This window comes from Streptomyces sp. ISL-1, from assembly GCF_018614585.1.
GTDB lineage: Bacteria > Actinomycetota > Actinomycetes > Streptomycetales > Streptomycetaceae > Streptomyces > Streptomyces maoxianensis.
The window spans coordinates 1-22,480 of the sequence record NZ_JAGGOI010000063.1; the positions used below are offsets into that span (position 1 = coordinate 1).

Genomic DNA, 22,480 nt, shown 5'->3' on the forward strand with positions numbered 1-22,480 from the left:
AAGAAGTCCGGCTGGAGTACTAATACTCCAGCTGTAGATCGTGATCTTCATGGCTGGAGGGTCGCTTCTGTCGAGGGCGGCGTCAGGAGCGACAGGAGCGGGTTCCCGACCGCCCTCTTCGACGCCCCACACGGGCTGTGATCCTCGCCTCACTCGCCACCGCTTTCCAGCCGACTGGTAGATGGTGATCTTTGGATCCACCCGTATTTGGAGGGCGCTCCGTGATCAGTATCGGCAAGGTCCTGCCGTCCGACAGGGATGCGTGGGAGGCCCTGTTCCGCGCGTACATCGACTTCTATCAGCGAGTCGAGCCGCCCGAGATGTACGACTGGGCATGGCTCGAATTCCAGGCGGACACACGTCTGCACGCCCTCGGGGCGAGGTTGGATGGCAGGCTCGTCGGCATCACGCACTTCCTCGTCCACCCCAACACGTCGGGCCCAGACCTCTGCTTTCTGCAGGACCTCTTCACTGCGCCGGACGTGCGCGGCAAGGGCGCGGCTCGCGCGCTGATCGCTGCTGTGTCCGACTGGGCCCAGGCTCGCGGCTGCTGCCGTGTGTACTGGAACACCCACGCGTCCAACAGCACTGCGCGGCATCTCTACGACAAGGTGGCGGAGAACCGTGGTTTCATCCGATATCAGATCGAACTGTCACCCTAATACTTGAGTCGCAGCTCGTGATCTCGCTGGCGAGGCCATATGCGGTGGGGGAACAGGTGCGGCCCCACCGTTGATCATCGTGAGTTATGTGGACCAACGATGAGACGGTGGCCGCAGGTCACAGCATAGATCCCGCCCGCTGGCGGGATGCGTTCGAAGGGCTGATGGGCCGGATAGCGGGCCGGTTCGCGCGGGTCGAACCCCGGCACCGATCCCGGGCCTGGACACCGGCAGTTGCTGATCCGCCGCAACCGACACACCGGCGAACTCGCCTACTACCGCTGCTACTCACCCGGGTGGTACGGCTGGGCATGCTGGTCAAGGTCGCCGGGTCAAGGTGGCGGGTGGAGGAGACCTTCCAGGCAGAGAAGGGCCTGGCCGGACTTGACGAGCATCAGGTCCGCCGCTTCGCGTCCTGGACCCGCTGGGCCACCCTGGCGATGCTCGCTCACGCCTTCCTCAGCGTCGTCCGCGCCGACGAACATACCCGCCGTCCCGCTCCGGACGATCTGATCCCGCTGTCCTGCAACGAGATCCAGCGCCTGTTCATCACCCTCGTTGTCCAGCCCGTCCACGTGTGGCCCACCGACGGAGGTGGTCCGCCTGGCGACGCCGTCACCACATTACCGGCGGCAAGCCGCAACCCAGCCATGAAGATCGAGTCTGCCGCACGATTGGGTGACATCTTGACCTGTCACCCAAACCTGCAGCAGACCCCCGCGCTCCAGCGTCGCTTGACGAAGCCACCCGCAGTGGGTTGCATACGATGCGTGATCGTGCACCGGGCTCCACTTGCTATCTTTCGTTCCATCAGCAAGCCAGAAGGAGCCGTGCCGTGGACCCGGTGATCATCGTGGGCGCGGGGCCTGTCGGGCTCGCGCTCTCGCTGGCACTTGCGCAACAAGGCGTCCCCTCGGTCGTACTCGATGAAGGCGCGGGCAACGACGAGCAGCGTCCCGCCCGTACGGTCGTGCTGCGGCCCGATACGGCAGCCATGGTGGAACGGCTCGGCTGCGTCACTGTCTGTGACGAAGGTTCCCGCTGGGCCGGCTGGCGTTCGATGCGGCGCCGGCAGGACGTACGGCAGCTTGCCCTCGGCGACGACGGCGCATCCGCGCCGCTGCACATCCCTCAGCACGCCCTCGCGCGCGGACTGCGGTCCGCCGTCGCTTCGCAGCGGCTGGTACGGATCGTCACCGAGAGTCGCGTCGACTCGCTCGAGCAGGACGCGACCGGGATCACCGTGCACACCCGGGAGCCCGGAGCGACCTGGTGGCGCGGCAGTCATCTGGTCGGCTGCGACGGGGCCAGGTCGACGGTCCGCAAGCTCCTCGGCATCGGCTTCCCGGGCCGTACGGCTGTGGAACGGCATGCCGTCGCCGCCCTGCGCACCGAACTCCCCTGGCCCGACGAGGCGTTGCTGCACCGCCAGCCGCCCTGGCGCACCGGCGGCGACGAGGTCACGGCCCGGCCGCTGCCGGACGACGTCTGGCGGCTGGACTGGCTGCTGCCGTCCCGCGGCGAACTGGTCACCCCCGACGCCCTGGTGGCGCGCGTCCGGGACACCCTGGCCGGCTGGTGCGGTGAGACACCCCCGTACGAGCTCCTCGACACCGGCGTCTACACGCTGCATCACCGGCTCGCGCGGCGCTGGCGCGTGGACCGGGCCTTCCTCGCGGGCGACGCCGCGCATCTGCTCGGGGCGCTGGGCACCCAGGGGCTCGACGAAGGGCTGCGAGACGCCGACAACCTCGCGTGGAAGCTGGCGCACAGCTGGCACCACGGCGTGTCCGAGCCGCTGCTCGACAGCTATCAGGCGGAGCGGCGGGCCGCTGTCGCCTCGCGGCTGCGCGCCGCCGACCAGTCGCTGCCGATACTGCGGGGTGGCAGCGCGCTGCGTACCTATCTTCCGGGTGCCTCGCGCGGGCACGACACTCTGCTCACCGACGGCCATCTGGGGCACGGCCCGCTGGGCGCGCCCCCCGTTTACACGCACTCCCCCCTCGCACCCGAATACGCCCCTTCGCAGACTTTCGTGGGCACGGAGGCAGGGGCTCCGGTCGCGGATGTGCGGGTGACCGCGCCGGACGGCGCCAGCGCGCGACTGCGGGACCGGCTGGGGCGGGGGCAGCTGCTGGTGGTACTGGTCGCGCCGGGTACGGGGGTGTGGGACCGGCGGCACTGGGTGAGCGCGGGGGTGATGCCGCGGCTGGCCGCTGCGGTCACCGCGCTGCCGGTGCGGGCGGAGCTGCTGGTGACGGAGAGCTACCCAGGCGCTTCGGCGCACACCGTGCTGCTGGTGCGGCCCGACGGGCACCTGGTCGCCTCCTTCGCGGGGGTGCGGCCCGCGGAGCTGTACTCGGCGGCGGACGCGGCGCGCGGCGGTGCTCCGTCAGCGGCGCGCAGTGACCGTACTGCGGACATCAATTGACCGTCGAGGGGCCGCATGGTGTACTCCGGAGCGTGACCGACACCGATGTGCGCCTGTGGCGGAGGGTCCATATGGACCTCGTCCGCTATCCGGGCTGCGTGTGTCGCCCGTCCTGCTGAATTCGCCTACACCCCGCGCCGTGGCCTGATGAGCCCGCGCTCCCTACAGCGAACTTCCAGGACGGTTTCCGTGTCCCAGCCTGTCTCCACCCCGGTCACTGCTGCCTCTGCGCGTACGGAAGCGTCGGCGCCGACCGCCGCCGAGCTGCTCGATTTCGTGCGGCGCTCCGCCGCCGACAAAGACCTCATCGCCTCACTCCCGCTCGATCCCGAGGGCCGTACGTGGGTACGGCTGGAAGGGCCCGGCGGCAGTGAGGCCTGGCTGATCGCCTGGCCGCCGGGCACGGGCACCGGGTGGCACGACCACGCCGAGTCGTTCGGCGCGTTCGCCACGGCCGCGGGCGAGTTGAAGGAGTACTCCCTCGCCGCGCGGCTCCCCGCGAGCGGCTGGAAGACCCTGGAGCTGAACGAAGGGGTCGACCGCGAGCGGCAGTTGGGGGCCGGCCAGTCCCGGTCCTTCGGGAAGCACCATGTGCACGAGGTACTGAATGAGTCGGCCGCCGAGCATGCTGTCTCGGTCCATGCGTACTACCCGCCGCTGCCGCTGATCCGGCGCTTCAGCCGGTCCGGCGCGGTGCTCCGTCTTGAGCAGGTCGAGCGTCCGGAGGACTGGCAGTGAACGAGAGGGTGGGGATCGACGAGCTCCTGGAGCGGGTACGGGAGAACCTGGACCGGGTCGAGCCGAAGGATGCTTTCGAGGCGGCCGAGGCCGGCGCGCTGCTGGTGGATATCCGGTACGCGGCGCTGCGCGAGCGGGACGGTCTGATTCCGGGTGCGCTGGTCGTGGAACGCAACGAGTTGGAGTGGCGACTGGACCCCCAGGGCGGCCACCGTGCGCCGGAGGCGGTCAGCCACGATCTGCGGGTCGTGGTGATCTGCAACGAGGGCTACGCGTCGTCGCTCGCGGCGGTGTCCCTACGGCAGTTGGGCCTGCACCGCGCGACGGACCTCGTGGGGGGCTTCCAGGCATGGCGAGCGGCGGGACTGCCGGTGGAGCGGTAGTCCGCGACGCGGGCGGAGGGCGGCGCCGGCGCGGGCTGCCTGGTCACCCTGAGCCCGCGCGGGCGAAGGCCGGCTTGGCCTGGCGACGGCGCGTTGGGTGGGCAGGCGCGAGCGGTCGCACCAGGCGGAGTCGTGTCCGCGTGACGGCGGCCTTCTCCACTCAGCGGCGGCGATGTTGAGCGGCACGCTGTGGCTGCCGAGAGCGGCACAGCAGCGCGGTCGCTGAACGCGGGGCCGGCTGCTGGCCAACGCGCACGCGGCGGTCGCCCTCGCGGACCGCGACCATCTCCCCCAGCGGCGACGTTGAGCGGCACGCGGTTGCGGCCGGAGCGCGGCGGGCCCTGAACGCGGGCGCAGGCGGAGGGCGGCGCGGGCACTGAATGTGATGCAGGCGACTGCGCCAAGCAGCCGGGTGCCCACGCACCGCGGGCGGCCGCTGCCCGGGCCCGGGCTAGAAGCCACCGTCCTCGGTCAGGTCCTCCGTGTCCTCGCCCTCTTCCTCAAGCGCTCGCTTGACCACCCTGAGGGCCATGCCCTCGGGGTAGCCCTTCCTGGCTAGCATGCTCGCCAGACGACGCAGGCGCCGGTCGCGGTCCAGGCCGCGGGTCGAACGGAGTTTGCGTGCGACCAGCTCGCGAGCGGTCTCCTCCTCCTGCTCGGAGTCGAGCTGCCCGACCGCGTCGTCGATCAGCGCGGAGTCCACACCCTTCGTGCGCAGTTCCCGCGCGAGCGCCCGCCGGGCGAGGCCCCGGCCGTGGTGCCGGGACTCCACCCATGCGTCCGCGAAGGCCGCGTCGTTGATCAGCCCCACGTCCTCGAAGCGGGAGAGAACCTCCTCGGCCACCTCCGAGGGGATCTCACGCTTGTGCAGCGCGTCCGCGAGCTGCTTGCGGGTGCGCGGTGTCCCGGTGAGCAGCCGCAGGCAGATCGCCCGTGCCCGCTCAGCAGGATCTTGGGGCGACAGCTCCTTCTCGGCCCTCGACGAGTCGGCGCTGTCGCCCGGCCATTCGGTTCGCCGGGCCATTCGCTAGCCCTTGGCCGCCGCCGTCTTGGCCGACTTGGCCTTGGACGCGGGAGCGGGCGCGGACTTCGCCGCGTCCTCGGCCGGAGCCGCCGCACCGGCCGCGTCCGTGCCAGGCTCGGCCGCCAGGGCCGCCGGCTTCACGCCGACGCCCAGCTTCTCCAGGATCTTCTTCTCGATCTCATTGGCGAGATCGGGGTTGTCCTTCAGGAAGTTACGGGCGTTCTCCTTGCCCTGGCCCAGCTGGTCGCCCTCGTACGTGTACCAGGCGCCCGCCTTCCGCACGAAGCCGTTCTCCACGCCCATGTCGATCAGGCCGCCCTCGCGGCTGATGCCCTGGCCGTAGAGGATGTCGAACTCGGCCTGCTTGAAGGGCGGCGCGACCTTGTTCTTGACGACCTTGACGCGGGTGCGGTTGCCGACCGCGTCGGTGCCGTCCTTGAGGGTCTCGATACGGCGGATGTCGAGCCGCACCGATGCGTAGAACTTCAGTGCGCGGCCACCGGTCGTCGTCTCCGGCGAGCCGAACATCACGCCGATCTTCTCGCGGAGCTGGTTGATGAAGATTGCCGTCGTCTTCGACTGGTTCAGCGCGCTGGTGATCTTCCGGAGCGCCTGGCTCATCAGCCGCGCCTGCAGACCGACGTGCGAGTCGCCCATCTCGCCCTCGATCTCCGCGCGCGGCACCAGGGCTGCGACGGAGTCGATGACGATCAGGTCGAGCGCGCCGGAGCGGACGAGCATGTCGACGATCTCGAGCGCCTGCTCGCCGTTGTCCGGCTGGGACAGGAGCAGGTTGTCGATGTCGACGCCCAACTTCTTTGCGTACTCGGGGTCGAGGGCGTGCTCGGCGTCGATGAAGGCCACCGAGCCGCCCGCCTTCTGGGCGTTGGCCACGGCATGCAGCGTCAGGGTCGTCTTGCCGGAGGACTCCGGGCCGTACACCTCCACCACACGTCCGCGCGGCAGGCCGCCGACGCCGAGCGCGACGTCGAGCGCGGTCGACCCGGTGGGGATGACCTCGATGGGCTCGTTCGGCCGATCGCCCAGGCGCATCAGCGCGCCCTTGCCAAATTGCCGTTCAATCTGTGCGAGCGCGGCGTCCAGCGCCTTCTCGCGGTCGGTTCCTGCCATGGGTTCCACCCGATTTGCTTGAGTCGATCGCTTCACGTCAAAGACGCTAACCCCTGCCACTGACAATGGGCCCCGGCGTCCTTCCAGCCTGTGGATAACTCCTGGAAACCGAGGGCCGGAATCCAATGAGAATGGATGTTCGATTTTGGTGTCAAGCGCACCTCTCAGCCCGGCTCGACGGGCCCCAGGTAACGGTTTGACCCGCACACTTCAAGCCACATAGGTTCTGCTCGGCCGGTCCATAAGGACGGGCCCCATTCGCGATCCTTTGGGGGGACGCAGTGCACTGGTACCTGGATGTACTCAAGAAATATGCGGTGTTCAGCGGGCGGGCGCGCCGCCAGGAGTACTGGATGTTCGCCCTGATCAGCACCGTCATCAGCATCGCGCTGACGATCATCGACAATGTCGCCGGCACGAGCCCCATCCTCGGGGCTGTGTACAGCCTCGTCGTGCTCCTTCCCGGCATCGGCGTCAGCATCCGCCGGCTGCACGACACCGACCGCTCGGGCTGGTGGCTGCTCATCTCGCTGGTCCCGTTCGTCGGCGTGATCATCCTGATCGTCTTCCTTGCCAGTGAGGGCAAGTCGCACGAGAACAGCCACGGCCCGAACCCCAAGCTGGTTCCGGCTCACTGACCCTCGTACGTCGCCGAAGGGAACCACTTCCTCGACGACTGACGGGCAGGCCGTGTGCTCCGAGCGCTGTAGTCGACAAGTCCCGTCGACTACAGCGCTCCGTCGTTCCTGCCCGTCGTTCCTGCCCCGGTGTCGCCGCCGTGACCCTGCAGACCTGGGCCGTCCACCACCCGCTGAGCTCCTTCGACGGCCCGCCGGTAATCGCCTTCGCGCGCCCGCGCTCTACGGCGTCGCGGAATGCCTCTGACGCCGGCGGCGCTACGGTTGCTCAGGCCCCGCCCCCCGGGGCGGCCCCTCGTCCCGCTTTGCACGAATCACGCCCCGCAGTCGCGCGAGCGCCCTGCCCCCGTCGCGCCGCCGGTGGCCATGGACGCGCGGGTCGTCGGTCACGGCGTACCGCTTCACATACGCACCGAGGAACGCCTGGAGCGTGGCGACCGCCGGGATGGCGATCAGCGCGCCGACCGCCCCCAGCAGCGCCGTGCCCGCGACGACCGAGCCGAAGGCCACCGCGGGGTGAATGTCGACCGTCTTGGAAGTCAGCTTGGGCTGCAGCACATAATTCTCGAACTGCTGGTAGACCACGACGAACCCGAGCACCCACAGCGCGTACCAAGGATTGACTGTGAAGGCGATCAGCATCGGCAGCGCACCCGCCAGATACGTGCCGATGGTCGGGATGAACTGCGAGACCAGACCGACCCAGACAGCGAGCGCCGGCGCGTACGGCACGCCCAGAATCTCCAGAAGGATGTAGTGCGCGACGCCGGAGATCAGCGCCATCAGCCCGCGTGAGTAGAGATACCCGCCCGTCTTGTCGACGGCGATCTCCCAGGCTCGCAGCACCTCGGCCTGCTTGGCCGGCGGCAGTACGGAGCAGAGCGTGCGGCGCAGCCGGGGCCCGTCGGCGGCGAAGTAGAACGAGAACAGAAATATCGTCAGCACTTTGAACAGTCCGCCGAGCACGGTGGTGGAGATGTCCAGCACGCCGCTCGCACTGTTCTGAACGTATCTCCGCAGCCAGTCCGAGCGCAGCAGGCTGTCCTGGACCTCGACCCGCGAGAGGTCAGTGTGGAAGGTGCTGTTGATCCAGCGGATCACCGAGTCCAGGTACTTGGGAAAGTCCTCGACCATGTCGACGATCTGTCCCGCCAGCATCGAACCGAGGAGGACGACGAAGCCGACGCCAAAGGCGATCACGGCCAGGAAGACGATGAAGGTGGCGAGGCCGCGGCGCATGCCACGGGCCGCCATCCTGCCCACCGCCGGCTCGATCGCCAGTGCCAGGAAGAAAGCGATCAGGATATTGATCAGCAGCCCGACAAGCTGGTGGAAGGCCCAGCTGCCGAGCTGGAAGCAGGCGTACAGAGCCAGCGCCAGCACCATGGCGCGCGGCAGCCAGCGCGGCATGCGAGACCGGCCGAGAGATCCGGCCGCCCGTGCGGGAGGCAGGACGTTCGGCGGGGACGCGTCCTGAGTTCGCGTGCCCTGCTCGGTCTTGTCGGTCTCGGCCACGGGATCCAGTGTCACCTACAGTTCTCACCGCTTGTCGGCCGGGACGCCCACCGCGGCGCAGACCCCGCGCCATACGTCCTTCGCCTCCCAGCCGGCGGCCAGCGCCTCATGCACCGTACGGCCCCCGAGCTCGGCCATCACATGGTCGCGCGCGAAGGAATCGGCGTAGGCCTGACCGAAGTGGTCCGCCATCCGCTCCCAGAAAATCGTCAACCGCATGACGTCAGTATCCCGCCCCTGGGGGTGCAGCCGTGTCCCTCCCGGCCTGCCGAAAGCCCTTTCCGCCCTACGGTCGGAGCATGGCTGGAACCGGAGCAACCCCCACGTCCTCGCCCGCGTCACCTCTCGCCCGCGCCGAGCAGTTCATCTGGCTGACCGCCCGGGTTCTGGAGCAGCGGCGCTTCGAGTACCACTTCATGGGCGGCGGTTCGGACACGGTCGAGACCGCCCTGACCGCGTACCTCAATGAAGACGGCGGCTACGGCCACGCCCTCGAACCCGATCTGCGCGGCCCTGTCAGCCAGCCGCTGCACACCGCGCACGCCCTGCGCATCCTCGACTCCATCGGCCGCTGCGGCGGACTGCGGGTGGAGCGGATGTGCCGCTACCTCACCGACGTGTCGACGCACGACGGGGCACTGCCCGCGATCCACCCCTCCCAGCGCGGCTACCCGTCCGCGCCATTCATCCCCATCGTCGACGACCCTCCCAGCGAACTGCTCGCGACGGGCCCGGTGGTCGGGCTGCTGCACCGCAATCAGGTGTGGCACGCCTGGCTGTTCAGGGCCACGGACTTCTGCTGGGCCGCCGTCGAAAGCCTTGAGAAGTCCCATCCCTACGAGATCGAGGCAGCGGTCGCCTTCCTGGACGGGGTCCCGGACCGCTCGCGCGCCGAGGCCGCCGCGGACCGGCTGGGCCGGCTGGTGCGCGAACAGGGCCTGGCGGTCCTCGACCCTGACCGGCTCGAGGAGTACCCGCCCGCCCCCGGCTATGCGGCGGGCGAGCGCCACTTCCCGTACGACTACGCCCGCACGCCCCAGTCGCTGGCCCGCCGCTGGTTCACCGACGAGGAGATGACGCGCTCGCTGGAGCATCTCGTGGGCGAGCAGCGCGAGGACGGCGGCTGGCCGGTCAACTGGCGGCAGTGGGCGCCCGGCACGGCCCTGGAGGCGCGGCCGATCGTGACGATCGAGGCGCTGCGGACGCTACGGGCGCACGGCCGCGCGATCGTTTGACGCGGGCCTTTCCTCCTCAGCCACCGAGCGCGCGCACGCCCGCCGTGACTGCCACCGCGGCCCCGACGACCACCAGGAAGGGGGCGCGCAGTACCAGCGCGAGCGCCGCCGCGGCAAGTCCCGCGGCCCGTGCGTCGAGGACGAGGGAGCTGTCCGCGCTGAACGTCTGCTGCGCTGTGAGCGCGGCCAGCAGGGCGACGGGCAGGAGCGCGGCGAGCCGCTGGACGAGCGGGCGTTCAAGGGCGCCGGCCGGTACCAGCAGGCCGGCCAGCTTGACGAGGTAGCAGCCGACGGCGGTCGCCGCGATCGCGATCCAGATACTCAACGGTCCTCACCCTTCGTACGGTCTGCGTCGCTGTCGCGAGCGATATTGCTGTTGCGATTGCTGTTGCGGGCGATCGAGCGACCCTTGAGCCACAGGACGGCGGGCGCGGCCAGCGCGGCCATCAGCACCGGCACCCCGGCGGGCAGCACCGGCAGGAACCCGAGCCCCAGCACCACGGCGAGCCCGGCGACTGCTCGCTCCGTCGTCGTACGGAGCATTGGTGCGAGGAGCGCCAAGAAGACGGCCGGGCCCGCGGCGTCCAGACCCCACGCGTCGGTGTCGCCGAGTGCCTCGGCGCCCAGCACGCCCCCGAGCGTGGTCAGGTTCCACAGGACATAGAGCGTCAGCCCGGTGACGGTGAAGCCGAGGCGCGCGGCATGCCGCGTTGGCTGGGCGAGGGCGACGGCCGTGGTCTCGTCGATGACCCAGTGCGCGGCGAGGGGGCGCACGAAGCGCGGCAGGGCGAGCAGCTGCGACAGGCGCAGCCCGTAGAAGGCGTTGCGTACGCCGAGGAAGAAGGCGCCGGCCGCGGCGGCCAGGGGGTTGCCGCCGACCGCGAGCGCGCCGACCAGCGCGAACTGCGAGGCGCCGGTGAAGACCAGCAGGCTGAGTGCGCAGGTCTGCAGGAGGCTGAGGCCTGCTCCGGCGGAAGTCACGCCGAAAGCGAAACCGGACAGGCCGACTGCTATGCCGACGCCGAGCGCGTCGCGCACGACCGCCGAATCCGGTTTGCGCGCCCGCTCGACGGCGGCGGTGCGTATGCCTGGGGACGTTCCTGCGGGAGTCTGCGGGCGAGACTCGGAATGAGCTGTCTGTTCTGCCACGTCGCAAACGCTACGCGGGGCGCTCACCGGCGGTCTTGTACGTTCTTGCGCGCTCCCTGCGGTACGCGCCGGGCGGGACGCCGACGATCCGCGTGAAATGCCGGTTGAGGTGCGGCTGGTCGGTGAAACCGACGGCGACGGCCGCGTCGGCGGGCGCCGTCCCGGCGTCCAGGAGGTGGCGGGCACGCCGCACGCGCGCATCGGTGAGCCAGGTGTGCGGTGGCATGCCGTACGCCGCCTTGAAGGCGCGCAGCAGAGCGAAGGGGCTCGTGCCGACCACCTGCGCGAGCCCCTCCAGGGAGGGCGGTTCGGCCATCCGCTCCTCAAGGAGTTGCTTGGCGAGGGCGGCCGTGTGGGCGCCTGAGGCCTGGGGCGTACGCGCGGAGAGGGTGCTGCCGTAACGGCCCAGCATCCGGGCGACGGCGATCCGCAGCAGGCTGTCGGCTGCGAGCGCGTTTCCCTCTTCTGCGGCCCGGTGCACGCTGTGTATCAGCTGGGCAGTCTGCGGGTCCTCGACGATCGTCTCGGCGAATCCCGGGGTACCGCGCATGCTGGTGACGGCTCCCGCGATCTCGGAGATGAGCTCCACGGAGGGGTAGAGCGTCGAGTACGTCCAGCCTTCAGGAACACCGGCCCGGGCGGAGTGCGGCACCTCTGGGTTGATCATGACAACCGTGCCGGGGCCCGCCCGGACAAGTCCGTCCGGCAGGCTCACGTCCTCGACCCCGCCGGTGACCGCGCCGAAGGTGAAGCCCTCGTGGCTGTGGCGGGGGAACGTATGCCGGACATAACGGGCGCGCAGCAGATCGAGACCCGGCAGCTCCTCGTACTGCCAGTGCCTCGCCCACTCCCGCTCCGTCAGCCGTTCCATCCAGCCATTGTGCTCCGGCGACCTCGCCTCTGACCTGCGCGTCCATGACCTGGACCGCTGATGTCAGTGGCACGGTGCACGATGGGGGGCATGGCCAGGACTGCACTCGACTCCTTCGCTCCCGCGACCCGGAACTGGTTCGCGGGAGCCTTCAGCGCGCCCACCGCCGCGCAGGAAGGGGCCTGGCACGCCATCGGAGAGGGCTCGGACGTGCTGGTCGTGGCCCCGACCGGCTCCGGCAAGACCCTGGCCGCGTTCCTCGCCGCCTTGGACCAGCTGGCGTCCGCCCCACCGCCCGCGGACCCGAAGATGCGCTGCCGTGTGCTGTACGTCTCCCCGCTCAAGGCCCTCGCGGTCGATGTGGAGCGCAACCTCCGCAGCCCGCTCACCGGAATCCGGCAGGAGTCCGCGCGGCTCGGGATGCCTGAGCCGCAGGTGCGGGTCGGCATCCGCTCGGGCGACACCCCGCCCGCCGAGCGGCGCTCCATGGCCACCAAGCCTCCGGACATCCTGATCACGACACCCGAGTCGCTGTTCCTGATGCTCACCTCTTCCGCCCGGGACGCGCTGGCGGGCGTCGAGACGGTGATCCTGGACGAAGTGCACGCCGTCGCGGGAACGAAGCGGGGCGCGCATCTCGCCCTGTCGCTGGAGCGCCTCGACGAACTGCTGCCGCGCCCTGCCCGGCGGATCGGTCTGTCGGCGACGGTGCGGCCGGTGGACGAGGTCGCCCGCTATCTGTCGCCGCAGCGAAAGGTGGAGATCGTCCAGCCGCTCTCGGGGAAGGAGTTCGACCTGTCCGTGGTCGTGCCGGTGGAGGACCTGGGCGAATTGGGGGGCTCTCCCGCCTCCGAATCGGACGGCGGCGAGAAGCCGTCGATCTGGCCGCACGTCGAGGAGAGGATCGCCGACCTGGTCCAGGCGCACCGCTCGACGATCGTCTTCGCCAACTCCCGCCGGCTCGCCGAGCGGCTGTGCAACCGCCTCAACGAGATCGCGTACGAGCGCGCCACGGGTACTGCCTTCGATGCGCACGACTCCGCCACGACCATGGCCGCGAAGGCGTCACCGGCCGAGATCATGGCGCAGTCCGGGTCCGCGCAGGGAGCGCCGCCCCTCCTCGCCCGCGCGCACCACGGCTCGGTCTCCAAGGAACAGCGCGCGCTGGTCGAAGAGGACCTCAAAGCGGGCCGGCTGCCCGCCGTCGTCGCCACCTCCAGCCTGGAGCTGGGCATCGACATGGGCGCGGTGGATCTCGTGGTCCAGGTCGAGTCACCTCCGTCGGTCGCCTCCGGCCTGCAGCGGGTGGGCCGCGCGGGACACCAGGTGGGCGCGGTCTCCACGGGCGTCGTCTTCCCCAAGTACCGGGGCGATCTCGTACAGGCGGCAGTGGTCACCGAGCGGATGCGCACCGGCTCGATCGAAGCGCTGCGCGTCCCGTCCAACCCCCTGGACGTGCTGGCCCAGCAGCTGGTCGCCATGGTCGCCTTGGACACCTGGCAGGTCGACGATCTACTGGCGCTGGCGCGCCGGGCCGCGCCGTTCGCCTCGCTCCCCGAGTCGGCCTTCACCTCGGTCCTCGACATGCTCGCCGGGCGCTATCCCTCGGATGCCTTCGCCGAATTGCGCCCGCGCGTGGTGTGGGACCGCGTCGCCGGTACGGTCACGGGCCGGCCGGGGGCGCAGCGTCTCGCGGTCACCTCCGGCGGCACCATCCCCGACCGCGGGCTGTTCGGGGTGTTCCTGGCGGGGGCGGACCCCAAGAAGGGCGGCGGCCGGGTCGGCGAGCTGGACGAGGAGATGGTGTACGAGTCCCGGGTGGGCGATGTCTTCACCCTCGGCACCACCTCCTGGCGTATCGAGGACATCACCCGCGACCGGGTGCTGGTCTCGCCCGCCCCGGGGGTACCGGGCCGGCTCCCGTTCTGGAAGGGCGACCAGTTGGGCCGCCCGCTCGAACTGGGCCGCGCGGTGGGCGCGTTCCTGCGGGAGGTCGGCGGACTGAGCACCGAGGACGCCCGGCTTCGCCTGCTGGCTGCCGGCCTGGACGCCTGGGCTGCCGATAATCTCCTCGCCTACCTGGACGAGCAACGCCGTGCGTGCGGCCATGTCCCCGACGACCGGACGATCCTCGTCGAGCGTTTCCGGGACGAGCTGGGCGACTGGCGGATCGTCATCCACTCCCCGTTCGGCGCCCAGGTGCATGCCCCCTGGGCGCTGGCACTCAGCGCCAGGCTCGGCGAGCGGTACGGCATGGACGCGCAGGTCATGCACGCCGACGACGGCATCGTGCTGCGGCTGCCCGACGCCGATCTGATGGGTCTGGACCTGCTCGACCAGGACCCGGTCCACCTCGACGCCACGTTCGACAGCGAGCAGGCCCCCGTCACCGCGGCTGACACCGTCTTCGACAAGGGCGAGATCAATCAGATCGTCACGGACCAGGTGGGCGGCTCCGCGCTGTTCGCCTCCCGGTTCCGGGAGTGCGCCGCGCGTGCGCTGCTGCTGCCCCGGCGCAGCCCCGGCAAGCGCACGCCGCTGTGGCAACAGCGCCAGCGCGCGGCCCAACTGCTCCAGGTGGCGAGCGAGTTCGGGTCCTTCCCGATCGTCCTCGAAGCGGTCCGCGAGTGCCTCCAGGACGTGTTCGACGTCCCGGGGCTCACGGAGCTGATGGGCGATATCGAGTCCCGCCGGGTCAGGCTGGTCGAGGTCACCACGCCGGAGCCCTCGCCCTTCGCCCGCTCGCTGCTCTTCGGCTATGTCGCGCAGTTCCTGTACGAGGGGGACTCCCCCCTCGCCGAGCGCCGCGCCGCAGCCCTCTCCCTCGACTCCCGGCTGCTCGCCGAACTGCTCGGCCAGGCCGAGCTGCGCGAGCTGCTCGACCCCGAGGTGCTGACCGAGCTGGAGGGGGAGCTGCAATGGCTCACCGAGGACCGCCGGATCAAGGACGAGGAGGGCGTTGCCGACCTGCTGCGCATCCTCGGCCCGCTGACGGACTCCGAGCTGGTCGAGCGCGGCGGCGACCCGGAGTGGCCGCGGGAACTGGCCGCGTCGCGCCGCGCCATCCAGGTCAGGATCGCGGGCGCCGACCACTGGGCGGCGGTCGAGGACGCGGGCCGGCTGCGCGACGCGCTGGGCACGGCGCTCCCGGTGGGCGTGCCGGAAGCGTTCACCGAGCCGGTCAAGGACCCGCTCGGCGACCTCCTCGCCCGATTCGCGCGTACGCACGGGCCGTTCACCTCTACCCAGGCGGCGGCGCGCTTCGGCCTCGGCGTGGCCGTCACAGATGGCGCTCTGCAACGGCTCGCGGCGAGCGGACGGGTCGTACAGGGCGAGTTCCACCCCTCCGGCATCGGCCAGGAGTGGTGCGACGCGACGGTGCTGCGCCGGCTGCGCCGCCGCTCGCTTGCCGCGCTGCGCCATGAGCTGGAGCCGGTGCCGCCCGCCGCGCTCGCGACGTTCCTCCCTAAGTGGCAGCACATGGGCAGCAACAGCCTGCGCGGTATCGACGGCCTCGCCCGCGCGATCGAGCAGCTCCAGGGGGCCGCGGTCCCGGCCTCCGCCCTTGAGAAGCTGATCCTCCCGTCCCGCGTCTCCGGGTACACGCCCGGTCTCCTGGACGAACTGACCACGACGGGCGAGGTCGTCTGGGCCGGAGCGGGCTCACTGCCCGGAAAGGACGGCTGGATCTCCCTCTACCTCGCCGACGCGGCGCCCCTGCTCCTGCCTGAGCCCCATCCGCTGGAACTCACCGCGTTCCACGAGTCCGTGATCAGCGCCCTCTCCCCCGGCTACGGCCTGTTCTTCCGTCAGATCGCGGACCATGTCAGGGCCACCACCCACCCCGACGCCGCCGATCCCCAACTGGCCGACGCCATCTGGGACCTGGCCTGGTCCGGCCGTCTCACCAACGACACCCTGGCGCCGCTGCGTTCTCTGCTCGGCTCGGGGCGGACGGCGGGATCGACGGCCCATCGCGCCAAACGGACGGTGCCGCGCGGGCGGTACGGCAGCCTCACGGCGGCCGCCCGTTCCGCTTCCCGTACCGGTCCGCCGACGGTGAGCGGGCGCTGGTCACTGCTGCCTACCGCCGAGCCCGACCCGACCCACCGCGCGCATGCCCTCGCCCACACCCTGCTGGACCGCCATGGCGTGGTGACACGGGGCGCGGTGGCAGCCGAAGGCGTGGAAGGCGGATTCTCGGCCACGTACCGCATCCTTTCCGCCTTCGAGGACAGCGGTCAGGCGCGGCGCGGCTATGTGGTGGAGGGGCTGGGCGCGGCACAGTTCGCGATGGACGGCGCGGTCGACCGCCTCCGTGCGGCGGCCACAGCGAGAGACCGGGCCGACGGGCAGACGGCGCCGCACGCCGTGGTGCTGGCCGCCGCCGACCCGGCCAATGCGTACGGCGCGGCGCTGCCCTGGCCCGAGCCGCCGACCGGAGCCGGTCACAAGCCCGGCCGGAAGGCGGGCTCCCTGGTCGTCCTGGTCGACGGCGAGCTCACGCTGTACATGGAGCGCGGCGGCAAGACGCTGCTGGCCTGGGCGACCGACCCGGACTCCGCCGCGCTCCGCGCGGCGGCCGAGGCGCTGGCGCACGCGGCCCGGGCGGGCGCCCTCGGCACGGTCACTGTCGAGCGTGCCAACGGGATACCGGCGCTCACCTCGCCGCTGGCCCGCGTCCTGGAGACTGCGGGCTTCCACGCCACCCCGAGGGGCCTACGGCTGCGGCCCTGACGGCGGGGCGGGGCGCCCGGGCGTGTACCAACCCACCCTCCCCCGTCCCGCATCATGGATCCATGCCCGAAGGAGACACTGTCTGGCACACCGCCCAGCGCCTGCACACCGCCCTCGCCGGGCAGGTACTCACCCGGTTCGACTTGCGCGTCCCGCGCTTCGCCACCGCCGACCTCACCGGCCGGATCGTCCTGGACGTCACGCCGCGCGGCAAGCACCTGCTCACCCGCATCGAGGGCGGCCTCACCCTCCACTCCCACCTGCGTATGGACGGCGCCTGGCGGGTGTACGGCTCCGGCGAGCGCTGGCGCGGCGGCCCCGCGCACCAGATCCGCGCGATCCTCGGTAACGCCGACCACACCGCCGTCGGCTACCGCCTCCCCGTCCTGGAGCTGCTGCGCACCGCCGACGAGGACAAGGCCGTGGGCCATCTCGGCCCGGATCTGCTGGGCCCCGACTGGGACGCGGACACCGCCGCCGCGAACCTCCTTGCCGATCCGGCCCGCCGCCTCGGCGAGGCCCTGCTCGACCAGCGCAACCTCGCAGGCATCGGCAATGTCTACAAGTCGGAGCTGGCCTTCCTGGCCCGTGTGACGCCCTGGCTGCCCGTCGGCGAACTGCCCGTCGACACCACTCAACGGCTTGTTGTCACCGCCCACCGGCTCCTCGAAGCGAACAAGAACAGCTTCGATCGCCGCACCACAGACACCACAGGCACCACACGCGCACCCGCAGCCACCGGCGCCCCAAGAATCCCCGGAACCCCCAGCCCGAGCAGACCCCCAAGCAGCACCGCCCACCGCCACCGCCGTCCCGGCCCGCCCTTGTATGTCTACGGCCGAGAGGGCCAGCCATGTCTGCGCTGCGGGACCCCGATCCGTAAGGCCGACCAGGGCGACGGCAGCCGCGAACGCCCCACCTACTGGTGCCCGCGCTGCCAGTCCGGGCCTACTAGTTGACGACCCGTCAGATCTAGTCGTACCGTCCGCCCATGCCCCTCAAGGCGTACGACCTCACGGGCCGCACCGCGTTCGTCACCGGCGCGGCCGGCGGCATAGGACGCGCCTCGGCCGTCCTCCTCGCCGAAGCGGGAGCCACCGTCCACTGCGCCGACATCGACGAGAAGGGCCTGACCGAGACACGCACCCAGATCGCCGACACGGGCGGCACAGCCCACACCCACCCCCTCGACGTCACCGACCGCGCCCAACTCAAGGCCGCGATCGAGCGCATCGAGAGCATCGGCCGGCTCGACATCCTGGCCGCCATCGCCGGAATCATGCACAACAGCCCCGTCCTGGAGACGAGAGACGAGGACCTCGACCGCGTCCTCGCGGTCAACTTCAAGGGGATCCTGTACGCCTGCCAGGAGTCCGCCCGCGCCATGATCGCCGCGGGCACCCCCGGCTCCATCGTCACCATGGCCTCGGGCGCCGTCGACGCCGCGAGCGCCGGTCTGCTCTGCTACAGCGCGGCCAAAGCGGCAGTCGTCCAGCTCACCAAGACCCTCGCGACCGAACTCGGCCGGCATTCCATCCGCGTCAACGCCGTCGCTCCCGGCTGGATCCGCACCCCCATGACCGACCGTCACGACGCCACGCTCCAGCGCCAGGCCGAGGCAGCGATGATCCGGATCTCCCCACTCCGCCGCGTCGGCGAGCCCGAGGACGTGGCGCATATGGTCCTTCACCTGGCGTCCGACGCGTCCGCCTTCACGACGGGTCAGATCCTGCGTCCGAACGGCGGCGTCGCGATGCCCTGGTGATCCCACCGCGCGTGGCCCCACGGGACGCCGTCACGTGCACCGGCAGCAGGCTGAGCCCCCACCCGCCCGCCGCCACCGCGCCTTCGACGAGCCCCGCCTGCTGCGGCACGAGCACCAGCCGCAGCACGGCCCACCACCACAGCCCGCCGGCCACGAGTCCGAGAGCGACCACCGGCATGAGGACGACACCGCGCACTGCCATGGCTGCCTCCTCCGGCCCACGCTAGACCGGCGCGATCACCCACCGGGAGGGCGCACCGGATGCACGCTCCGGCGCGCGGGGCGCTGGTCACCTCACTCCAAAGTGCGACGAGGAACAGCTACCCCCGGTCCTGGTCGCGGACGACGTCGCATCGGCAGTCACGGCCCCCCGGCCACAGGTCGGAGGGCCGCAGCGCCAACGCCCCTACGTGCTCTCCGCCTGGAACATCCACGCATGCTTTTCCAGGTCCGCCGTGAGCCCGATCAGCACATCCTGAGTCACCGGATCGGGATCCGCGGTCGCCACGATTCGCTCCCGCATCCGCCCGACGACCGCGCCGAGCGCGTCCACCAGGGTCCGCACGGCGTCCACGTCCTTGATCCAGCCCTCCGGCACCGCGCCGATCGCACTCTGCGCCGCCACCGTCTGGGCCCGGCCGTCCGGCGTCACCCCGATCGCCGAGGCACGCTCGGCCACCGTGTCGGAGTGCGTCCGCGCCGTGGCCACGACCTCGTCGAGCTGGAGATGTATGGACCGGAAGCGGGGCCCGACTACATTCCAGTGGACCTGCTTCGCCACCAGCGAGAGATCCACCAGATCCACGAGCGCGCCCCTCAGCGCATCGCCGACCGTCTTGAGGTCCGTCTCGGACAGGGGGCTCTTTACGACAGACATCGATGTCCTCCACTCGGTTCGCAGATACCTGCCCACCATGGCACAAATACCCTAAATCAGGCATTCGTCGACAAAGCAAAGGCCCCAGCCTGTGCCCCACAGAGGGGGCAGACCGGGGCCTCAGCTACAGACCAAGCCGTGCAGAGCCGTACGGATCAGGCGGCGACGACGTCGACCGCCTCCGCAGGCGCCTTGATCGTCACCCGCTCCGTCGGCACACCCGCCACCGACTTCACGGAGACGGAATTGAGCATCGGGCGTACTGGCGCAGGCACCGGCTCACTCGCCGCTGCCGACTCGGCCAGCTCGGCCAACGACAGCTCGTCGCTCACTTCTCGCATGAGCTCGGACATCCGTACGTCAAGCGCGTCGCAGATCGCGGAGAGCAGCTCAGAGGAAGCCTCCTTCTGCCCCCGCTCAACCTCGGAAAGATAGCCGAGCGATACTCGGGCGGACGAGGAGACTTCGCGCAGAGTACGGCCCTGGCGCTGGCGCTGCCGACGCAGCACGTCACCAAGCAGGCGACGGAGCAGAATCATCGGTGGCTCCCTCCTCGGACCGCGTAGCCGCATCCTTCACGCCCCACCGTACCGCCTCGTGCGGCGGCCGTGCGGGGAGCGATGTCGTGTTCACTCAGGGCTGCAAACATCAAGTCCCCCCGTTCTGCTCCATATCCAGTGTCCGCGCATTTTCGTGCAGTTCGCCCAAGAGCAGCTCGAGCACGCTCCGTACACTCTCTCTACGGATTTCCGCCCGGTCGCCGTTCAACCGCAACGCAGCCACTTTCCCGGTGCCGCCGGGCCCCACGACGGCCAGATAGACCGTCCCGACGGGCTGCCCGTCCTGTGGTTCCGGCCCGGCCACACCCGTGGTCGCGATGCCCCAGGCGGCGCCAAGCGCCTCCCGTACCCCTGCCGCCATCTGCCGTGCGACCTCGGGATCCACCGCGCCGCGTTCCGCCAGGAGGGTCCCGTCGACGCCGAGAGCATCCCTCTTCAGAGTAGTTGCGTACGCCGTGACGGACCCGCGGAAGGATTTCGAGGCACCAGGCACGGAAGTGAGCTCGGCGGCCACCAGACCGCCGGTGAGCGACTCGGCGACGGCCAGCGTCTCGCCACGCTCCGCAAGCAGCGCCAGCACCCGAGCCGCGGTCCTCACCGCTTTTTCCCCGCGCCCCCGGCGTTGTTCCCTGCCTTCTCGGCCGCCACCGCCCGCTCGGTGGCCCGTCCCCTGCGCCTCAGGACGATCGCCTGTCGCACATAGTCGAGGCCGCTGACCACCGTCAGCACGACGGCCAGCGCCATCACCCAGAAGCGCAGGGTGGCGAGCGGACCGGTCAGCGCCAGGACGTACATCCCGACCGCCGTGCCCTGCACAAGGGTCTTGATCTTGCCGCCGCGGCTGGCGGGAATCACCCCGTGCCGGATCACCCAGAACCGCATCAGCGTGATCCCGAGCTCACGGAAGAGAATGACTCCGGTCACCCACCACGGCAGATCCCCGAGCGCCGACAGGCAGATCAGCCCGGCGGCCATGATCGCCTTGTCGGCGATCGGGTCGGCGATCTTCCCGAAGTCGGTGACCAGGTTGTACGTACGCGCCAGATGCCCGTCAAAGATGTCGGTGATCATGGCGACGGCGAACGCCGCCCACGCCCAGGCCCGCCAGGCCGGGTCGTAACCACCGTCCTGCAGCATCAGCACGACGAAGCCGGGCACGAGCAGCAGGCGGATCATGGTGAGGATGTTGGCGATGTTCCAGAGGCTCGCCTGATTGACGGCCGCAGCGCCCAGCTTGCCGCCGGGCGCGGGCCTGCCGGTGCCGCCCCCCGCGGATGCCGGCACTCCGGTCATGTGGCCGCCCCCTCAAGACATTCGGCCACCAGGTCGACGCCTTCCGTGGCCACGGCCTTCGCCACGACGATACGACCGGGCACGAGCCCCTCGTCCGACGTGAAGACCACCTGCCCGTCCGTCTCGGGCGCCTGGTGCGCCGCACGCCCCACGGCACCGTCCTCGCCGTCAACGGACTCGACCAGCACATCAAGGGTCTCGCCGAGCCGCTCCTCGGCGCGCTGCGCGGTCAGCTCCTCCGCGAGCCGCGACAAATGCTCAAGACGCTCCGCGATGACATCGGCGTCCAGCTTGTTGTCGTACGAGACGGCCTCGGTGCCGTCCTCGTCGGAGTAGCCGAAGATGCCGATGGCATCCAGCCGCGCACCGGTGAGGAAGCTTTCCAGTTCGGCGAAGTCCGCCTCGGTCTCGCCGGGGAAGCCGACGATGAAGTTGGACCGCACACCCGCCTGCGGGGCCTTGCCGCGGATGGTCCCCAGCAGCTCGAGGAACCGCTCGGTGTCGCCGAAGCGCCGCATCGCGCGCAGCACACCGGGCGCGGAGTGCTGGAAGGACAGGTCGAAGTACGGAGCGATCTTCGACGTCGAGGTGAGGACGTCGATCAGCCCGGGCCGCATCTCGGCGGGCTGCAGATAGCTGACCCGCACCCGCTCGATGCCGTCGACCTCGGCCAGCTCCGGCAGCAGGGTCTCCAGGAGTCGGATGTCGCCGAGGTCCTTGCCGTACGAGGTGTTGTTCTCGGAGACCAGCATGACCTCCTTCACGCCCTGCTCGGCCAGCCAGCGCGTCTCGCCGAGCACATCGCTGGGCCGCCGCGAGATGAAGGAGCCGCGGAAGGACGGAATGGCGCAGAAGGAGCAGCGCCGGTCGCAGCCGGAGGCGAGCTTCACGGAGGCGACGGGGCTGGTGCCCAGACGGCGGCGCAGGGGAGCGCGCGGCCCGGAAACCGGCGCGATGCCTTCCGGCAGATCCTCGGGGGCGGGCGCGATGTCGCCGTGGCCGGGCAGCGCCACATCGGTCGCCTCCTGCCGTTCGGCAGGGCTCAGCGGCAACAGCTTGCGGCGGTCCCGCGGGGTGTGGGAGGCGTGGATGCCGCCGTTCAGAATGGTCTGGAGGCGGTCGGAGATGTCGGCGTAGTCGTCGAAGCCGAGCACGCCGTCCGCCTCGGGCAGGGCTTCGGCCAGCTCCTTGCCGTACCTCTCAGCCATGCAGCCGACCGCGACCACCGCCTGGGTCCTGCCATGGTCCTTGAGATCGTTGGCTTCGAGCAGGGCGTCGACCGAGTCCTTCTTGGCGGCCTCGACGAATCCGCAGGTGTTGACGACTGCGACATCCGCGTCGGCGGCTTCCTCGACGAGCTCCCAGCCGTCCGCTGCCAAGCGGCCTGCGAGCTCCTCCGAGTCCACCTCGTTACGGGCGCAGCCAAGAGTGACAAGGGCGACGGTACGGCGTTCGGGCATGGGCTCAAGAC

Annotated in this window: 23 protein-coding genes and 1 pseudogene; 11 read left to right on the plus strand and 13 right to left on the minus strand. The window is 70.5% G+C overall.

Translation table 11 applies throughout. From position 1 onward, the window contains the following. Nucleotides 1-221: 221 nt before the first annotated feature. The 6 genes and pseudogenes from J7E87_RS32890 (at nt 222) to J7E87_RS32910 (ending at nt 4,214) form a co-directional block, all read left to right on the plus strand. Nucleotides 222-662: a GNAT family N-acetyltransferase gene (locus J7E87_RS32890; RefSeq protein ID WP_215098286.1), complete on the plus strand. Its 441-nt coding sequence runs from the start codon at nt 222-224 to the stop codon at nt 660-662. A gap of 207 nt (nt 663-869) precedes the next feature. After that, a pseudogene (locus J7E87_RS32895) lies at nt 870-1,344 on the plus strand (IS701 family transposase); the annotation flags it as partial. A gap of 153 nt (nt 1,345-1,497) precedes the next feature. Next, a complete protein-coding gene (locus J7E87_RS32900) occupies nt 1,498-3,093 on the plus strand; it encodes an FAD-dependent monooxygenase (RefSeq protein WP_215098287.1) in 1,596 nt (531 codons plus the stop codon). Between the two features lie 47 nt (nt 3,094-3,140). Beyond that, nucleotides 3,141-3,212 (plus strand): putative leader peptide, encoded by a 72-nt coding sequence (locus J7E87_RS36655; protein ID WP_309475037.1) that lies wholly within the window; start codon nt 3,141-3,143, stop codon nt 3,210-3,212. A 28-nt stretch (nt 3,213-3,240) separates the two neighbouring features. Next, nucleotides 3,241-3,831 carry a cysteine dioxygenase family protein gene (locus tag J7E87_RS32905; protein ID WP_215098288.1) on the plus strand — a complete coding sequence of 197 codons (591 nt, stop codon included), beginning with the start codon at nt 3,241-3,243 and terminating at the stop codon, nt 3,829-3,831. Beyond that, nucleotides 3,828-4,214 carry a rhodanese-like domain-containing protein gene (locus J7E87_RS32910; protein WP_308313173.1) on the plus strand — a complete coding sequence of 129 codons (387 nt, stop codon included), beginning with the start codon at nt 3,828-3,830 and terminating at the stop codon, nt 4,212-4,214. Before J7E87_RS32905 ends, J7E87_RS32910 begins: the two co-directional genes overlap by 4 nt. A gap of 451 nt (nt 4,215-4,665) precedes the next feature. On the opposite strand, the gene recX is transcribed toward J7E87_RS32910, so the two are convergent. Together recX and recA are read right to left on the minus strand one after the other, a co-directional pair. Beyond that, nucleotides 4,666-5,238: a recombination regulator RecX gene (gene recX, locus J7E87_RS32915; protein WP_215098289.1), complete on the minus strand. Its 573-nt coding sequence runs from the start codon at nt 5,236-5,238 to the stop codon at nt 4,666-4,668. A 3-nt stretch (nt 5,239-5,241) separates the two neighbouring features. Continuing rightward, a complete protein-coding gene (gene recA, locus J7E87_RS32920) occupies nt 5,242-6,369 on the minus strand; it encodes a recombinase RecA (RefSeq protein WP_215098290.1) in 1,128 nt (375 codons plus the stop codon). 281 nt (nt 6,370-6,650) lie between these two features. Between recA and J7E87_RS32925 the strand changes: the two genes are divergently transcribed. After that, the gene (locus J7E87_RS32925; protein ID WP_215098291.1) at nt 6,651-7,007 is read left to right on the plus strand and encodes a DUF805 domain-containing protein; all 357 of its coding nucleotides are present in this window, start codon (nt 6,651-6,653) and stop codon (nt 7,005-7,007) included. A 258-nt stretch (nt 7,008-7,265) separates the two neighbouring features. On the opposite strand, the gene J7E87_RS32930 is transcribed toward J7E87_RS32925, so the two are convergent. Both J7E87_RS32930 and J7E87_RS32935 read right to left on the minus strand, forming a co-directional pair. After that, the gene (locus tag J7E87_RS32930; protein WP_215098311.1) at nt 7,266-8,417 is read right to left on the minus strand and encodes an AI-2E family transporter; all 1,152 of its coding nucleotides are present in this window, start codon (nt 8,415-8,417) and stop codon (nt 7,266-7,268) included. 129 nt (nt 8,418-8,546) lie between these two features. Then, entirely contained in the window at nt 8,547-8,741 is a 195-nt protein-coding gene (locus tag J7E87_RS32935) for a DUF3046 domain-containing protein (protein ID WP_215098292.1), read from the minus strand. A gap of 80 nt (nt 8,742-8,821) precedes the next feature. Here J7E87_RS32935 and J7E87_RS32940 point away from each other — a divergent pair, with 80 nt between their 5' ends. After that, on the plus strand, nt 8,822-9,757 hold the full coding sequence (locus J7E87_RS32940) for a hypothetical protein (protein WP_215098293.1): 936 nt from the start codon (nt 8,822-8,824) through the stop codon (nt 9,755-9,757). A gap of 16 nt (nt 9,758-9,773) precedes the next feature. Here the strand turns inward: J7E87_RS32940 and J7E87_RS32945 are convergent, their stop codons facing one another. Genes J7E87_RS32945 through J7E87_RS32955 form a run of 3 tightly spaced genes read right to left on the minus strand, consistent with a single transcriptional unit; the run spans nt 9,774 to nt 11,777 of the window. After that, nucleotides 9,774-10,082 carry an AzlD domain-containing protein gene (locus tag J7E87_RS32945; RefSeq protein ID WP_215098294.1) on the minus strand — a complete coding sequence of 103 codons (309 nt, stop codon included), beginning with the start codon at nt 10,080-10,082 and terminating at the stop codon, nt 9,774-9,776. Continuing rightward, nucleotides 10,079-10,906, minus strand: coding sequence for an AzlC family ABC transporter permease (locus J7E87_RS32950; protein WP_374195254.1), 828 nt, complete (start codon nt 10,904-10,906; stop codon nt 10,079-10,081). Before J7E87_RS32950 ends, J7E87_RS32945 begins: the two co-directional genes overlap by 4 nt. Nucleotides 10,907-10,916: 10 nt before the next feature. Beyond that, the gene (locus tag J7E87_RS32955; RefSeq protein ID WP_215098295.1) at nt 10,917-11,777 is read right to left on the minus strand and encodes an AraC family transcriptional regulator; all 861 of its coding nucleotides are present in this window, start codon (nt 11,775-11,777) and stop codon (nt 10,917-10,919) included. A gap of 90 nt (nt 11,778-11,867) precedes the next feature. Between J7E87_RS32955 and J7E87_RS32960 the strand changes: the two genes are divergently transcribed. The 3 genes from J7E87_RS32960 to J7E87_RS32970 all read left to right on the plus strand — a co-directional run bounded on the left by J7E87_RS32960 (nt 11,868) and on the right by J7E87_RS32970 (nt 18,279). Then, on the plus strand, nt 11,868-16,514 hold the full coding sequence (locus J7E87_RS32960) for an ATP-dependent helicase (RefSeq protein ID WP_215098296.1): 4,647 nt from the start codon (nt 11,868-11,870) through the stop codon (nt 16,512-16,514). A 62-nt stretch (nt 16,515-16,576) separates the two neighbouring features. Then, nucleotides 16,577-17,473 carry an Fpg/Nei family DNA glycosylase gene (locus J7E87_RS32965; protein WP_215098297.1) on the plus strand — a complete coding sequence of 299 codons (897 nt, stop codon included), beginning with the start codon at nt 16,577-16,579 and terminating at the stop codon, nt 17,471-17,473. 32 nt (nt 17,474-17,505) lie between these two features. Continuing rightward, complete coding sequence (locus tag J7E87_RS32970; protein WP_215098298.1) at nt 17,506-18,279, plus strand: SDR family NAD(P)-dependent oxidoreductase; 774 nt, start codon at nt 17,506-17,508, stop codon at nt 18,277-18,279. Here J7E87_RS32970 and J7E87_RS32975 read toward each other — a convergent pair. From J7E87_RS32975 to rimO, 6 genes are all read right to left on the minus strand, one after another. Next, complete coding sequence (locus tag J7E87_RS32975; RefSeq protein WP_215098299.1) at nt 18,227-18,481, minus strand: hypothetical protein; 255 nt, start codon at nt 18,479-18,481, stop codon at nt 18,227-18,229. The genes J7E87_RS32970 and J7E87_RS32975 overlap by 53 nt on opposite strands. Before the next feature lie 204 nt (nt 18,482-18,685). Continuing rightward, nucleotides 18,686-19,156, minus strand: coding sequence for a Dps family protein (locus J7E87_RS32980; RefSeq protein WP_215098300.1), 471 nt, complete (start codon nt 19,154-19,156; stop codon nt 18,686-18,688). Nucleotides 19,157-19,311: 155 nt separating this feature from the next. Next, nucleotides 19,312-19,695 (minus strand): helix-turn-helix domain-containing protein, encoded by a 384-nt coding sequence (locus J7E87_RS32985; protein ID WP_215098301.1) that lies wholly within the window; start codon nt 19,693-19,695, stop codon nt 19,312-19,314. Between the two features lie 109 nt (nt 19,696-19,804). After that, the gene (locus J7E87_RS32990) at nt 19,805-20,314 is read right to left on the minus strand and encodes a CinA family protein (RefSeq protein ID WP_215098302.1); all 510 of its coding nucleotides are present in this window, start codon (nt 20,312-20,314) and stop codon (nt 19,805-19,807) included. Then, on the minus strand, nt 20,311-21,009 hold the full coding sequence (pgsA, locus tag J7E87_RS32995) for a CDP-diacylglycerol--glycerol-3-phosphate 3-phosphatidyltransferase (protein WP_215098303.1): 699 nt from the start codon (nt 21,007-21,009) through the stop codon (nt 20,311-20,313). The genes J7E87_RS32990 and pgsA overlap by 4 nt, the downstream gene beginning before the upstream one ends. Further along, complete coding sequence (rimO, locus tag J7E87_RS33000; protein WP_215098304.1) at nt 21,006-22,469, minus strand: 30S ribosomal protein S12 methylthiotransferase RimO; 1,464 nt, start codon at nt 22,467-22,469, stop codon at nt 21,006-21,008. Before rimO ends, pgsA begins: the two co-directional genes overlap by 4 nt. Nucleotides 22,470-22,480 lie beyond the last annotated feature (11 nt).

Bases quoted from the DNA above. Each gene is read 5' to 3' on its own strand.
- J7E87_RS32905 (WP_215098288.1), top strand. From the start codon at position 3,241: ATGAGCCCGCGCTCCCTACAGCGAACTTCCAGGACGGTTTCCGTGTCC.
- recX (WP_215098289.1), bottom strand. From the start codon at position 5,238: ATGGCCCGGCGAACCGAATGGCCGGGCGACAGCGCCGACTCGTCGAGG.
- recA (WP_215098290.1), bottom strand. From the start codon at position 6,369: ATGGCAGGAACCGACCGCGAGAAGGCGCTGGACGCCGCGCTCGCACAG.
- J7E87_RS32930 (WP_215098311.1), bottom strand. From the start codon at position 8,417: ATGCCGCGCTGGCTGCCGCGCGCCATGGTGCTGGCGCTGGCTCTGTAC.
- J7E87_RS32935 (WP_215098292.1), bottom strand. From the start codon at position 8,741: ATGCGGTTGACGATTTTCTGGGAGCGGATGGCGGACCACTTCGGTCAG.
- J7E87_RS32940 (WP_215098293.1), top strand. From the start codon at position 8,822: ATGGCTGGAACCGGAGCAACCCCCACGTCCTCGCCCGCGTCACCTCTC.
- J7E87_RS32955 (WP_215098295.1), bottom strand. From the start codon at position 11,777: ATGGAACGGCTGACGGAGCGGGAGTGGGCGAGGCACTGGCAGTACGAG.
- J7E87_RS32960 (WP_215098296.1), top strand. From the start codon at position 11,868: ATGGCCAGGACTGCACTCGACTCCTTCGCTCCCGCGACCCGGAACTGG.
- J7E87_RS32965 (WP_215098297.1), top strand. From the start codon at position 16,577: ATGCCCGAAGGAGACACTGTCTGGCACACCGCCCAGCGCCTGCACACC.
- J7E87_RS32970 (WP_215098298.1), top strand. From the start codon at position 17,506: ATGCCCCTCAAGGCGTACGACCTCACGGGCCGCACCGCGTTCGTCACC.
- J7E87_RS32975 (WP_215098299.1), bottom strand. From the start codon at position 18,481: ATGGCAGTGCGCGGTGTCGTCCTCATGCCGGTGGTCGCTCTCGGACTC.
- J7E87_RS32980 (WP_215098300.1), bottom strand. From the start codon at position 19,156: ATGTCTGTCGTAAAGAGCCCCCTGTCCGAGACGGACCTCAAGACGGTC.
- J7E87_RS32985 (WP_215098301.1), bottom strand. From the start codon at position 19,695: ATGATTCTGCTCCGTCGCCTGCTTGGTGACGTGCTGCGTCGGCAGCGC.
- pgsA (WP_215098303.1), bottom strand. From the start codon at position 21,009: ATGACCGGAGTGCCGGCATCCGCGGGGGGCGGCACCGGCAGGCCCGCG.
- rimO (WP_215098304.1), bottom strand. From the start codon at position 22,469: ATGCCCGAACGCCGTACCGTCGCCCTTGTCACTCTTGGCTGCGCCCGT.